At 70.9% G+C, this 12,699-nt stretch carries 15 protein-coding genes; 8 read left to right on the top strand and 7 right to left on the bottom strand.

Annotation, left to right across the window (positions count from 1 at the left end; translation table 11 throughout):
• Window positions 1–63 precede the first annotated feature (63 nt).
• From ACIQOE_RS00075 to ACIQOE_RS00065, 3 genes are all read right to left on the bottom strand, one after another.
• Window positions 64–864, bottom strand: coding sequence for a transglycosylase SLT domain-containing protein (locus tag ACIQOE_RS00075; RefSeq protein WP_401408541.1), 801 nt, complete (start codon window positions 862–864; stop codon window positions 64–66).
• Between the two features lie 297 nt (window positions 865–1,161).
• Window positions 1,162–2,244, bottom strand: coding sequence for an S-adenosylmethionine:tRNA ribosyltransferase-isomerase (locus ACIQOE_RS00070; protein ID WP_401408538.1), 1,083 nt, complete (start codon window positions 2,242–2,244; stop codon window positions 1,162–1,164).
• Window positions 2,241–2,936, bottom strand: a complete 696-nt coding sequence (locus ACIQOE_RS00065) for an SDR family NAD(P)-dependent oxidoreductase (protein ID WP_362644960.1) — start codon at window positions 2,934–2,936, stop codon at window positions 2,241–2,243. The genes ACIQOE_RS00070 and ACIQOE_RS00065 overlap by 4 nt, the downstream gene beginning before the upstream one ends.
• Before the next feature lie 226 nt (window positions 2,937–3,162).
• On the opposite strand from ACIQOE_RS00065, the gene ACIQOE_RS00060 reads away from it, so the two are divergent.
• From ACIQOE_RS00060 to ACIQOE_RS00045, 4 genes are all read left to right on the top strand, one after another.
• A complete protein-coding gene (locus ACIQOE_RS00060; RefSeq protein WP_365555578.1) occupies window positions 3,163–4,308 on the top strand; it encodes a GAF domain-containing sensor histidine kinase in 1,146 nt (381 codons plus the stop codon).
• A complete protein-coding gene (locus ACIQOE_RS00055; protein ID WP_362644957.1) occupies window positions 4,301–4,942 on the top strand; it encodes a response regulator transcription factor in 642 nt (213 codons plus the stop codon). Before ACIQOE_RS00060 ends, ACIQOE_RS00055 begins: the two co-directional genes overlap by 8 nt.
• A gap of 169 nt (window positions 4,943–5,111) precedes the next feature.
• Window positions 5,112–5,360 (top strand): chaplin, encoded by a 249-nt coding sequence (locus tag ACIQOE_RS00050; RefSeq protein ID WP_351329147.1) that lies wholly within the window; start codon window positions 5,112–5,114, stop codon window positions 5,358–5,360.
• A 267-nt stretch (window positions 5,361–5,627) separates the two neighbouring features.
• The gene (locus ACIQOE_RS00045; RefSeq protein ID WP_351329146.1) at window positions 5,628–5,867 is read left to right on the top strand and encodes a chaplin; all 240 of its coding nucleotides are present in this window, start codon (window positions 5,628–5,630) and stop codon (window positions 5,865–5,867) included.
• Window positions 5,868–5,918: 51 nt separating this feature from the next.
• Here the strand turns inward: ACIQOE_RS00045 and ACIQOE_RS00040 are convergent, their stop codons facing one another.
• Window positions 5,919–6,704 (bottom strand): hypothetical protein, encoded by a 786-nt coding sequence (locus tag ACIQOE_RS00040; protein WP_362644953.1) that lies wholly within the window; start codon window positions 6,702–6,704, stop codon window positions 5,919–5,921.
• 150 nt (window positions 6,705–6,854) lie between these two features.
• On the opposite strand from ACIQOE_RS00040, the gene ACIQOE_RS00035 reads away from it, so the two are divergent.
• The 3 genes from ACIQOE_RS00035 to ACIQOE_RS00025 all read left to right on the top strand — a co-directional run bounded on the left by ACIQOE_RS00035 (window position 6,855) and on the right by ACIQOE_RS00025 (window position 9,226).
• Window positions 6,855–7,646, top strand: coding sequence for an ABC transporter ATP-binding protein (locus ACIQOE_RS00035; protein ID WP_351329142.1), 792 nt, complete (start codon window positions 6,855–6,857; stop codon window positions 7,644–7,646).
• Between the two features lie 81 nt (window positions 7,647–7,727).
• Complete coding sequence (locus ACIQOE_RS00030) at window positions 7,728–8,159, top strand: NfeD family protein (protein ID WP_351329140.1); 432 nt, start codon at window positions 7,728–7,730, stop codon at window positions 8,157–8,159.
• Between the two features lie 122 nt (window positions 8,160–8,281).
• Window positions 8,282–9,226, top strand: coding sequence for an SPFH domain-containing protein (locus ACIQOE_RS00025; RefSeq protein WP_351329138.1), 945 nt, complete (start codon window positions 8,282–8,284; stop codon window positions 9,224–9,226).
• A gap of 130 nt (window positions 9,227–9,356) precedes the next feature.
• Here the strand turns inward: ACIQOE_RS00025 and ACIQOE_RS00020 are convergent, their stop codons facing one another.
• The 3 genes from ACIQOE_RS00020 to ACIQOE_RS00010 form a co-directional block, all read right to left on the bottom strand.
• Window positions 9,357–9,866 (bottom strand): HNH endonuclease, encoded by a 510-nt coding sequence (locus ACIQOE_RS00020; protein ID WP_365555583.1) that lies wholly within the window; start codon window positions 9,864–9,866, stop codon window positions 9,357–9,359.
• Window positions 9,867–10,033: 167 nt separating this feature from the next.
• A complete protein-coding gene (locus tag ACIQOE_RS00015) occupies window positions 10,034–10,573 on the bottom strand; it encodes a YbhB/YbcL family Raf kinase inhibitor-like protein (protein WP_365555585.1) in 540 nt (179 codons plus the stop codon).
• Window positions 10,574–10,637: 64 nt separating this feature from the next.
• The gene (locus tag ACIQOE_RS00010) at window positions 10,638–11,420 is read right to left on the bottom strand and encodes a sporulation protein (protein ID WP_351329134.1); all 783 of its coding nucleotides are present in this window, start codon (window positions 11,418–11,420) and stop codon (window positions 10,638–10,640) included.
• A 136-nt stretch (window positions 11,421–11,556) separates the two neighbouring features.
• On the opposite strand from ACIQOE_RS00010, the gene ACIQOE_RS00005 reads away from it, so the two are divergent.
• A complete protein-coding gene (locus ACIQOE_RS00005) occupies window positions 11,557–12,207 on the top strand; it encodes a DNA-3-methyladenine glycosylase (protein WP_362644949.1) in 651 nt (216 codons plus the stop codon).
• The last annotated feature ends 492 nt before the right edge of the window (window positions 12,208–12,699 follow it).

Below are 12,699 nucleotides of genomic sequence, written 5' to 3'. Positions count from 1 at the left end.
AGGGCGGCACCCCGCAGTGGGGTGCCGCCCTTCGGCGTATGCGTGAAGAGGTCCGCGCAGGCCTCAGTACGCGCTGTTGACGTTGTCGATCGAGCCGTACCGGTGGGAGGCGTAGTTGGCGGCGGCGGTGATGTTCGCGACCGGGTCGTAGATGTTCCAGGACGTGCCGTTGACGTGGTACGTGGCGAACGTCGGCGGGATGACCTGGAGCAGACCCTTGGACGGGATGCCGTTGATGGCGTTGATGTCCCAGTTGTTGATGGCGTTGGGGTTGCCGGAGGACTCCCGCATGATGTTGCGGTGCAGGCCGTTGTAGGAGCCCGGGATGCCCTTGGACTTCATGATGTCCAGGGACTGGCGGATCCAGCCGTCGAGGTTGTTGCCGTAGCCGGCCTGCTGGAGCTGCGGGCGCTGCGCGGACCGGTCCGCGGCCTGCTTGGCGACGTGGTTGACGTGCGCGGCGTGGGCGGCCTTCTTGGCGGCGGCCCGGACGTGCTGCACGTGGGCGGCGTGGGCGGCCTTGGCCTTGGCGGCGTGGACCTTCTTCACGTGGGCCACGTGGGCCGCGTGGACCTTCTTCACGTGCGCCACGTGCTGGGCGTGGGCGGAGGGCGCCTTCTTGGCGGCGATCGCCTCGACCTTGACGTTCCGGACGGCGAGCTGGTCGGTGACCGCGCCCTTGACGTCCTTGACCTGCGTGTCGTAGGACACCTTGGCCACGGCCTCGGGGGAGCCGGTCGCGACGGTCCCGGCGCTGCTCGGCACGGCCGAGAAGGCGAGGGCGGCGGCGCCGAGGGTGGCGACACCGGCGAGCGCGATCTTGTGATGCTTGGTCAGGGTGGGACTGTGCGAGTGCTTGGGCATAGCAGTGGGACCTCTTCGAATAGCGCGGAGGTCGCTCGTAGTCCGCGGGGGAGACCGGCTCCTCCTGCACGAACACCGCGGGGGAAACCGCGGTGCTGAGCGACGAGAGCAATTCTTAGCGGCCGCAAAATGCCCTGGCAAAGGTGTGACGTACGATCCCCGGTCGTAGGTCCCGGAGGGGCAAAACGGGACAGACTGGGTCGTCTGTCCCGTTCATCGCGGGGCCCTTTATCTCCTATGTCCGTTCGTACGTGATGTGCGCCCTATGTGCGTCCTCACATCGCCCCCGCCCCGATCTCACCGGGAGTTGCTGGCGCAATGCTCTGGGTGAGGCCTCTCCGCCGGGAGGATGAGGTGCACGTCGCCGAACTCGTGCCACAGATAGAGCCCGCTCAGCGCCTCCTCGTAACTGCGGTCGACCGCGGCCCGGCCCGCCACCGCCTCCAGCATCAGCAGATGCGAGGCCTCCGGCTCGTGCAGCCCGGTCAGCAGCCCGTCCACGGCCCGCACCCCGCGCTCCGGCGTCACCACCAGCTCCGTCCAGCCCTCCACCGCCCGCACCACCCCGTCGGCGTCCGCCGCCGACTCCACCGCCCGCACGGCGGTCGTCCCCAAGGCCACGACCCGCCTGCCGCCGGCCCTGGCCGCGTTGATCAGCCGCGCGGACGCCGCCGGCACGGCGAAACGCTCCGCGTACGGCGGCTCGTGCGCCTCCGGCGACGACACCCCCGTGTGCAGCGTGACCGGCGCGAACTGCACGCCCCGGCTCACCAGCTCCGCCACCAGCCGCGCGGTGAAGGGCCGCGCCGCGCTCGGCATCTCCGCACTCCCGGCCCCGCCGGGGAAGGGCAGCGCGAACACCGTCTGGTACACGGACAACGGCTGGTCCCGCTCCGTGTAGGAGTAACGGATGGGCCGCCCGTGCTCGCGCAGCATCCCCGGCACGTCCCCCGAGGCCCGCGCCCACCACAGCCGCTCGCCCCGCGCGCTCAGCGGCTCCGCCAGCACCAGCCGCCCGCCCCCGGGCAGCCGCACCTCGCTCCCCGCCGCGGTGCCCGCGCGCGGGCGGGTCGTCCCCCTGCCGTCCGGCTCCCGCAGCTCGACCGCCCACCGGCCGTCGTCCCCGCGCGTGGAGAAGTGCACCACCACGCGCGCGTGCCCGACCCGCCCGTCCACGGCGGCCGCCAGCGTCGGCGAGGTGTTCACCACCAGCAGGTCCCCGGCCCGCAGCAGCACCGGCAGCTCGGCGAAGGCGTGATGCGACACCGCGGTCCCGCGCGACACCAGCAGCCGTACGGCGTCCCGCTCCAGGCCCGGCCCGCGCTGCTCGGCCGGCACGCGCGCGGACAGCTCCCGAGGCACCCGCAGCGCGGTCGTCATCGCTCCTCCACCAGGGCCGGCGCCCCGTACCGCCCGCTGGCGGGCCGCTCGTCGAGCAGCCGCAGGAAGGCCGGTACGACGCTCTCCGGAGACGGCCGCGGATCGTCGTCGTCCGGCACGGCCGCCGCGTACAGGCCGGTCGCCATGTCCCCGGGATCCACCGCCCACACCCGCAGCCCCGGCTCCTCCACGCCCAGCACCGCCGCCAGCTGGTCCAGGGCCGCCTTCGAGGCGCCGTACCCGCCCCAGGTCTCATATGCCTCCGCGCCCGCGTCCGAGCTGACCGCCACCACCGCCCCGGCCGCCGACCCCCGCAGCAGCGGCAGCGCCTCCTGGACCAGGCCCAGCGCGGCCACCACGTTCACCTCCAGCGCCCGGCGCAGCCCCGCCAGCGGCAGCTCGCCGAGACGCACCAGCGGCTCGGCGCCCAGCGCGCTGGCATTGCTCACCACCAGGTCGAGCCCGCCCAGCCGGCGCGCGGCCGCCACCAGATCGGCCCGGTGCCCGGCGTCCGTGACGTCGCCCGGCACCGCCGCCACCCGGACCCCCCGCTCCGCCACGGACTCCGCGGCCTCCTTCAGCGCCTCCGCGCCCCTGGCGTCCAGCACCAGGTCCCAGCCGCGCGCGGCCAGTGCACCGGCCAGCGCACGCCCCAGCCCCTTCGACGCCCCCGTGATGATCGCTACCGGCATGACAACCGTCCCCTCGGCTCCGTCCGCCCGCGTCGGCGGTGATCCCAACCTAGGAACGGCGCCGCCCCGGCCGCCTCGGACGCCGGACGCAACCCTGCGGGGCCCTTCGGACTACGCCGCAGGTCCGGGGCGCGTGCCCTAGGTCCCCAGGCCTACGCCCAACGGCCCGGCGCCCCGCCACCAACGGCCGATCACCGCTGTCGCACCCCGCCGGTACCGTGAGGACATGAGCCAAGGTCCCCGGTCCGGCCTCGCCGCGGTCAGCTCCGCGCTGCTGGCCATGAGCAGGCACCTGGAGGTGCGCGACGTCCTCAAGACGATCGTCGCCTCCGCCCGTGAGCTGCTCGACGCCCAGTACGCGGCGCTCGGGGTCCCCGACGACCACGGCGGCTTCGCCCAGTTCGTCGTCGACGGCGTCACCGACGCCCAGTGGAAGGCCATCGGCCCGCTCCCGCGCCAGCACGGCATCCTCGCCGCGATGCTCCAGGAGGAGAAGGCCGAGCGGCTCGCCGACGTCCGCACCGACCCCCGCTTCGGCGGCTGGCCGTCCGCCCACCCCGACATGTCCGACTTCCTCGGCCTGCCGATCCGCGACGGCGACGAGACCATCGGCGCGCTGTTCCTCGCCAACAAGAGGTGCGCCAAGCCCGAGGGCGGCTGCGGCTTCACCGAGGAGGACGAGGAACTCCTCTCCATCCTGGCCCAGCACGCCGCGATCGCCCTCACCAACGCCCGCCTCTACGAACGCAGCCGCGAGCTGACCATCGCCGAGGAACGCTCCCGGCTCGCCCACGAACTGCACGACGCGGTCAGCCAGAAGCTGTTCTCCCTGCGCCTGACCGCCCAGGCCGCCGCCGCCCTGGTCGACCGCGACCCCTCGCGCGCCAAGGGCGAGCTGCAGCAGGTGGCGGCCCTCGCCGCCGAGGCCACCGACGAACTGCGCGCGGCCGTCGTCGAGCTGCGCCCCGCCGCCCTCGACGAGGACGGCCTGCTCGCCACCCTGCGCACCCAGATCCAGGTCCTCGACCGCGCCCACGACGCGCGCGTGACCTTCGCCGCGGGCGGCTTCCGCGCGCTGCCCGCCGCCCAGGAGGAGGCGCTGCTCCGGGTGGCCCAGGAAGCCCTGCACAACGCCCTGCGGCACTCCGGCGCCGAGCACGTCGACGTGACCGTGAACCGGCGCGGCGGCGGCGCCGTGCTGCGGGTCACCGACGACGGCGGCGGCTTCGACCCGCACCTGACCCGCCGTGCCGGACGCCACCTCGGCCTGGTCTCCATGCGGGACCGGGCGAGCGGGGTCGGCGGCACGCTGACCGTGGAATCGGCGCCCGGCAAGGGCACCACGATCGAGATGGAGGTCCCCGGTGGCTGACGCGATCAGGGTCCTGCTGGTCGACGACCACCAGGTCGTCCGCCGGGGCCTGCGCACCTTTTTGGAGATCCAGGACGACATAGAGGTCGTCGGCGAGGCCGCCGACGGCGCCGAAGGAGTCGAGCGCGCCCAGGAGCTGAGCCCCGACATCGTCCTCATGGACGTCAAGATGCCCGGCATGGACGGCGTCGAGGCGCTGCGCAGGCTCCGCGAACTCGACAACCCCGCGCGCGTGCTCATCGTCACCAGCTTCACCGAGCAGCGCACGGTGGTGCCGGCCCTGCGCGCGGGCGCCGCCGGATACGTCTACAAGGACGTCGATCCCGACGCGCTCGCCGCCGCCGTCCGCTCGGTGTCCGCCGGGCACGTGGTGCTCCAGCCCGAGGTGGCCGGCGCCCTGCTCTCCCAGGAGGAGACCAACTCCGGCCAGGGCCGCGGCGGGTCCCTCACCGAACGGGAGCGGGAGGTGCTGGGGCTGATCGCCGACGGCCGCTCCAACCGGGAGATAGCCCGCGCGCTGGTGCTCTCCGAGAAGACGGTCAAGACGCACGTCTCGAACATCCTCATGAAACTCGACCTCGCCGACCGGACCCAGGCCGCCCTGTGGGCCGTACGCCACGGCGTGACCGGCTGAAACGTCCTGCGCAACGCTTCACCGGCGACAACATGAAGGGTCGTCCTACGGACTGAGATTCATACCGTCGTGGGAATGTCGCCCGGACGGCGCATCCTCTCCCGGCCACCGGCGTTCTTCAGTGCGTGCCGCGGCGACCGCCGCGGCGATCGCCAAGGAGGGTCAAGAAGTGAAGAACCTGAAGAAGGCAGCGGCCGTGACCATGGTGGCCGGCGGGATCGTGGCCGCGGGCGCGGGCATGGCCTCCGCCCACACCGGCGGCTCGCACGCCGACGGCGGGGCGCACGGCTCTCCGGGCGTCGTCTCGGGCAACGTCATCCAGGTCCCGGTCCACGTCCCGGTCAACGCCGTCGGCAACAGCGTCAACGTCATCGGCGTGCTGAACCCCGCCTTCGGCAACCTCGGCCTCAACCACTGAGACCGCGCCGCACCGCGGCATCGACCTCCGGCCTTCCGGGCGCCCCCGGGAGGCCGGTCGGCATGTCCGCTCGACGATTCATCGGCATGTCCGCTCACGGGTTCATCAGGCCAACGGCTCCTAGTCCCAGTGACTCTTCAGCCCAATGATCCGAACGGGCAGTCACGGCCCCGCGCCCCGTGCCACCGGGGACCCTCCGGCGTTGATCAGCGCACGGCCCACGGCCGGGTCGTACCAGTAGCAGCAGCCGCAGGAGGAACGTTTCCCATGAACATCGCCAAGAAGGCCGCCGTCGCCCTCACCGTCGCCGGCATCGCAGCGGGTGCCTCCGCCGGTGCCGCGATGGCCGACGCCACGGCCGGCGGCGACGCAGCCGCCTCCCCGGGCGTGGCCTCCGGCCTGGTCGCCCAGGTCCCGCTCGACGTCCCGGTCAACGCCTCCGGCCTGTCCGTCAACGTGGTCGGCCTCCTGAACCCCGCGTTCGGCAACACCTCGGCCAACAAGTAGCACCGGCCCCGCCGACGAGGGCCGTGCCGTCCGGCGCGGCCCTCAGCCGTCCTACCGCCCCCGCTCGCGCTCCTCCACCATGGAGTCGTACGCCGCGACCTGCGCCCGCCGGGCCGTCCGCTCCACCGGCCGCAGCGCCAGGGACCGCGCCGCCATCTCCGAGGCGCTCACCGCGCCGCCGTGCCCGTTCTCGTACGCCAGCGAGATCAGCATCCCGACCCGCTGCGCCAGCTCCAGGACCCGGACCGCCCTGGGCGGATACCCCGGGGCCAGCACCTCCCGGCCCCGCGCGGCCCGCGACCGGTAGGCGTCGATCGCCGCCTCGGCCACCGGACCCGACCCGGCGACGTCCAGCTTCGACAGCACCTCGGTCGCGTCCCTGAGCGCCTCCGCCAGCTCCCGCTCCGCCTCGCCCAGCGACGGCACGTCCGCCGGCGGCGCCTCCCGGACCGGCAGCACGTGCCAGACCACCTCGACGTGCACATCACCGGCGGGACCGGCCTCGGACACCTCCGGCACCAGACCGAACGCGGCGCCGTGACAGACGACCGCCTCCTCGGCCTCCAGGGCCCGCGCGTTGAACTCCGGCGGACCGCTCAGCCCCAGCGGATGCCCCGGCGCCGGCAGCGCGACCCGCAGCCCGGTCACCCCCAGCGTGCGCAACCGCCCCAGCGCCAGCGTGAGCCCGACCGGAGCGGACTCTCCCGGCAGTCCCGCCACCCGGTGCACCGCGTCCTCGCCGACGATGGCGAGCACGGCGTCATCCGGAGAGACAAGTCCGGCCAAGAGGGCATTTCCCCAAGCGGCGAGGCGTCCTGAACGCGGTTCCGAGAACATGCCTCCACCCTAAGGACCGGACCGATGGAATGGAGCGCCGCACTCGTGGCGTAGATTTCATAAGGGCCGCGCCCACCGGCGCCGCCGCCCGAGCCACCGGCGTACGCGCCAGCCGAGACCGGCCACACTGCAAGGGGAGACAACGCGCTCATGAGCGATGTTCTGGAGCTTCAGGACGTATCCGTGGTCCGGGAGGGCCGGGCTCTGGTGGACCAGGTCTCCTGGTCGGTGAAGGAGGGCGAGCGCTGGGTCATCCTCGGCCCCAACGGCGCCGGCAAGACCACCCTCCTGAACATCGCCTCCAGCTACCTCTTCCCCAGCAAGGGCACCGCCACCATCCTCGGCGACACCCTCGGCAAGGTCGACGTCTTCGACCTCCGCCCGCGCATCGGCGTGGCCGGCATCGCCATGGCCGAGAAGCTCCCCAAGGGCCAGACCGTCCTGGAGACCGTGCTCACCGCCGCCTACGGCATGACCGCCCACTGGCAGGAGGAGTACGACGAGGTCGACGAGCAGCGCGCCCGCGCCTTCCTCGACCGCCTCGGCATGACCGACTACGTGGACCGGAAGTTCGGCACCCTCTCCGAGGGCGAACGCAAGCGCACCCTGATCGCCCGCGCCCTGATGACCGACCCCGAACTGCTGCTGCTCGACGAGCCCGCCGCCGGCCTCGACCTCGGCGGCCGCGAGGACCTGGTCCGCCGCCTCGGCCGGCTCGCCCGCGACCCGATCGCGCCCTCCATGATCATGGTCACCCACCATGTCGAGGAGATCGCCCCCGGCTTCACCCACGTCCTGATGATCCGCCAGGGCAAGGTCCTCACCGCCGGCCCGCTGGAACTCGAACTCACCTCCCGCAACCTCTCCCTCTGCTTCGGCCTCCCGCTCGTCGTCGAGCAGCTCGGCGACCGCTGGACCGCCCACGGACTCCCCCTGTCCTGACCCCTCCTGACGGCCCCGCGGACGTCCCGCCCCCGGAAAGCACCCTGTCGGGCTCGGCACCCCCGGCCCTACCATGACGGTGTGAACAGCATCGACGCATGGGTGTGGTGGCTCGTCGGCGCGGCAGCGCTCGGAATCCCGCTCGTGGTGACCGCGATGCCGGAATTCGGCATGTTCGCGATCGGCGCGGTGGCCGCCGCGGCCACCGCGGGACTCGGCGCGGACGTCGTGATCCAGGTCCTCGTCTTCGTCGCCGTCTCCGTCGCCCTGATCGCCGTCGTACGGCCCATCGCCGCCCGGCACGCCGCCCAGCGACCACAACTCGCCACCGGCATCGACGCGTTGAAGGGCAAGCAAGCCGTCGTACTGGAACGCGTCGACGGCTCCGGCGGACGGATCAAGCTGGCCGGCGAGATCTGGTCGGCACGCTCGCTCGACACCGGGCGCGCCTACGAAGCCGGAGAGGCAGTGGACGTCGTGGAGATCGAGGGAGCCACGGCCATCGTCATCTGACCTCGTACGACGCAACTCAGTGGAACGACTCCCGAGTTGGGCGAGGGTCTGTCAGACTCGTCCAGCAAGATCTTCAACAACCAAAAGATCTGCCGAGGCGGAGAAGGGTACGGGGAGCGACGATGGAACCGGTCATCATCGTCCTGGTCATTCTGGTGGTGTTGGTCTTCATCGCCTTGATCAAGACGATCCAAGTCATCCCGCAGGCGAGCGCCGCCATCGTGGAGCGCTTCGGCCGCTACACGCGGACCCTGAACGCGGGCCTGAACATCGTGGTCCCGTTCATAGACACCATCCGCAACCGCATCGACCTGCGTGAACAGGTCGTACCGTTCCCGCCCCAGCCGGTGATCACCCAGGACAACCTGGTCGTGAACATCGACACGGTCATCTACTACCAGGTCACCGACGCGCGAGCGGCCACCTACGAGGTCGCCAGCTACATCCAGGCCATCGAGCAGCTCACGGTCACCACGCTGCGCAACATCATCGGCGGCATGGACCTGGAGCGCACCCTGACCTCCCGCGAGGAGATCAACGCGGCCCTGCGCGGCGTCCTCGACGAGGCCACCGGCAAGTGGGGCATCCGCGTCAACCGCGTCGAACTCAAGGCGATCGAGCCGCCCACCTCCATCCAGGACTCGATGGAGAAGCAGATGCGCGCCGACCGCGACAAGCGCGCCGCGATCCTCACCGCGGAAGGCACGCGGCAGGCCGCGATCCTCACCGCCGAGGGCGAGAAGCAGTCCCAGATCCTGCGCGCCGAGGGTGAGGCCAAGGCCGCCGCCCTGCGCGCCGAGGGCGAGGCCCAGGCGGTCCGCACCGTCTTCGAGGCCATCCACGCCGGAGACCCGGACCAGAAGCTGCTCTCCTACCAGTACCTCCAGATGCTCCCGAAGATCGCCGAGGGCGACGCCAACAAGCTCTGGATCGTCCCCAGCGAGATCGGCGACGCCCTCAAGGGCCTCTCCGGCGCGATGGGCAACTTCGGCCCGCTCGGCGGCGGTTCGAACGGCGGCGGCAGCGTCCCGGCCCAGGAACGCCGCGAGAAGCCCCCCATCGACTAGGGCGCCTCGAAACGCACGATCCCCGCGCCGACCCTCCTGGGGGCGCGGGGACCTGCGCGAACAACCACGAAAAACCACGAACAACCCTGAACGACCCGCAGCCACCCGCCGGCCTCAGCCAGGCGGACGACTAGGCCGCGACATCTCCGGACAGCCACCCGGGAAGCGCGGCCAGGTCCTCCGCCCCCATGGCCAACAGCATCGCGTCCTGCGGCGACGGCTCGAACGGCTTCCGGAGCAGCGGCATCCCCGCCTGCTCGGGCGTCCGGTCCGCCTTGCGGTGGTTGTCCTCCGCGCACGAGGCCACCGTGTTCAGCCAGGAGTCCTGTCCGCCCTGGGCCCGAGGCACCACGTGGTCGACGGTCGTCGCCCGCCGCCCGCAGTACGCGCACCGGTGCCGGTCCCTGACCAGCACACCCCGCCTCGACCAGGGCGCCTGTCTCCGGAACGGAACCCGGACGTAGCGGCACAGCCTGATCACCCTGGGCGCGGGTATGTCCACATCGGCTCCGCGCATGCGCAGCTCGGGGTGGGCCTGTTCGACAACGGCCTTGTCCTGGAGCACCAGGACGACGGCTCGATTCAACGTCACCGTAGACAGCGGCTCGAAGCTCGCGTTCAGCACCAGCGTGTCACGCATCCAGCCCACCTCCCATGTGCACCGTGCCCACCCCCGGCGGGCTTGGATCAACTCTGGACGGGCGCGCCGAGATGGACAACGCAATAAAAACTGCCCGCCCCTGATCACTTCCAAGACCAGGGACGGGCAAACGTTCAATGAACGGTTGGCTGATTTCGCGGAGTGCGTCAGCCCTTGTCGGGATTCTCGTACTCGCCGACCAACTGGGCGCGGGCGATCGCGTGGAAGCGCAGGTTGAACCCGACGACGGCGGGCGACACGTCGGCGTCAGGACCGAGCTTCTCCTCGTCGACCGCGTACACCGTGAAGACGTACCGGTGCGGTCCGTCACCGGGCGGCGGCGCGGCGCCGCCGAAGTCCTTCGACCCGTAGTCGTTGCGCACCTGCACCGCGCCGGCGGGCAGACCCTCGAACGTGCCGCTGCCCGCACCCGCCGGCAGCTCGGTCACCGAGGCCGGGATGTCGAACACGGACCAGTGCCAGAACCCGCTGCCCGTCGGGGCGTCCGGGTCGTAGCAGGTCACGGCGAAGCTCTTGGTCCCGGCCGGAAAGCCCTCCCACCGCAGGTGTGGCGAGGTGTTGCCCTGGGCGTAGACCTGAGCGTCCTTGAGCGTGGCCCCTTCGGTGATGTCCTCGCTCGTCACCGTGAACGACGGGACGGGCGGATGGAAGTCATGGGGGAGCGGCCGCCGCTTGAGCTCGGTCACCTCGGTACCTCCTGATCGATGCTGATCGCTTGCGGAAGCCGTGCCGGACTCCGCGGTTCCGAGCCTAGAACCAGTTGCGCTTGCTGCCGACCTCGGACAGCCACTGGTTGAGATAAGCCGCCCAGTCGGTCCCGTGGAAGTCGTGCAGACCCACCTGGAACGAGCGGAACGTGTCACTGCCCTCGCTGAACAGCCCCGGCTTCTTGTCCATTTCGAGGATGACGTCCATGGCGTGCCCGTCCGCCACGAAGCTCAGCTCGACCTGGTTCAGACCGCGGTACTGGGACGGCGGGTGGAACTCGACCTCCTGGTAGAACGGCAGCGTCTGCCGCGTCCCCCGGATGTGACCGCGCTCCAGGTCCGCGTTCTTGAACCGGAAGCCCAGCTGGATGAAGGCGTCCAGGATCGCCTTCTGCGCCGGCAGCGGGTGCACGTTGATGGGGTCCAGGTCACCGGAGTCCACGGCACGCGCGATCTCCAGCTCGGTCGTCACACCGACGTTCATACCGCGCAGCGCCTGTCCGTCGATCATCGTGACCGGCGTCTCCCACGGGATCTCCAGCCCGAACGGCACCGCGTGCACCGCTCCGGCCTGCAGCTCGAAGGCGCCGCCGAGCCGCACCTTGCCGAAGCCGATGTCCTGCTTGAACTCCTCGTCGCCGTGCTCCACCTCGACCCGCGCCTGGAGACCCACGGACAGCCCCTGGATCTCCTGGTTCACCGACCCGCCCTGGATCCGCACCTCGCCCTGGACGACGCCACCCGGAACGACGTTGATCTCGGTGAGCACCGTCTCGACGGAAGCCCCACCGGCCCCCAGGCTCGCGAGCAGCTTCTTGAACCCCATGACTCTCCCTTTACGTACGGACCCTTGATCCCTACAAACGCGATCCGGCCGCGACCGGTTCCGGCCCACACCCTGGCAAGGAGACGAATCCTTGACCACCCCTTGGCATCCCCGGCCTGGACTAGGCTCGGACGCCATGATCGTGCCCCCGGACCGTACGCCACTCCCCAGGGACTTCTTCGACCGCCCTGTCCTGGAGGTCGCCCCGGACCTCCTCGGCCGCACCCTCCTGCGCACCACCCCGGACGGCCCGATCGCCGTCCGCGTCACGGAGGTGGAGGCGTACGACGGCCCGAACGACCCCGGCTCCCACGCCTATCGCGGCCCGACCCCCCGCAACGAGGTGATGTTCGGTCCGCCCGGACATGTGTACGTCTACTTCACCTACGGCATGTGGTTCTGCATGAACCTCGTCTGCGGTCCCGTGGGCACCGCCAGCGCGGTCCTGCTCCGCGCCGGCGAGATCATCGAGGGCGTCGACCTCGCCCGCAAACGTCGACTTTCGGCCCGATACGACAGAGAACTGGCCAAAGGGCCGGCGCGTCTGGCCACCGCCCTGGGCGTCGACCGGGCCCTGGACGGTACGGACGCGTGTGCCGCGGGCGAGACCCCGCTGCGGATGCTGAGCGGTACACCGGTCCCCTCCGACCAGGTACGCAACGGTCCGCGCACCGGAGTCGCCGGCGAGGGAGGCGACGGGGCCGTCCATCCGTGGCGTTACTGGGCCGCGGGTGACCCCACGGTCAGCCCCTACCGGGCCCATGTACCCAGGCGCCGCTCAAGTTGACGCGTCCCTGGAGGGTGCGTAATGTAGCCCGAGCCGCTTGAACCGGGTACGGCATTCGCCAGCAGCCGGAAGCGGCCACCCACTACCTACGACTTCCCCTGACGGGGTCGGATTCGTCATGCCTGCATGCCTGAATTCGAACTCGCGGAACTCGATTATGAGTCCCGGCGGGAATCGGCTAACGTAGTGAATGTCGAAAGGCCGACAGGCGAAAGCCGAAAAGCCCAAGACAATCCCGCCGACCGGGAATCGGACGCCGAAAGGATCTGATAGAGTCGGAACCGCCGGAAAGGGAAACGCGAGAGCGGAAACCTGGAAAGCACCGAGGAAATCGGGTCGGAAAAGATCTGATAGAGTCGGAAACGCAAGAATGAAGGGAAGCCCGGAGGAAAGCCCGAGAGGGTGAGTACAAAGGAAGCGACCGTTCCTTGAGAACTCAACAGCGTGCCAAAAGTCAACGCCAGATATGTTGATTACCCCGTCTCCGGCCGA

Origin of the sequence: Streptomyces sp. NPDC091282 (assembly GCF_044757385.1) — a bacterium.
Taxonomy (GTDB): Bacteria; Actinomycetota; Actinomycetes; order Streptomycetales; family Streptomycetaceae; genus Streptomyces; species Streptomyces gramineus.
Note: the sequence above shows the minus strand (reverse complement) of the source record. Positions and strands in the feature narration are given on the sequence as shown.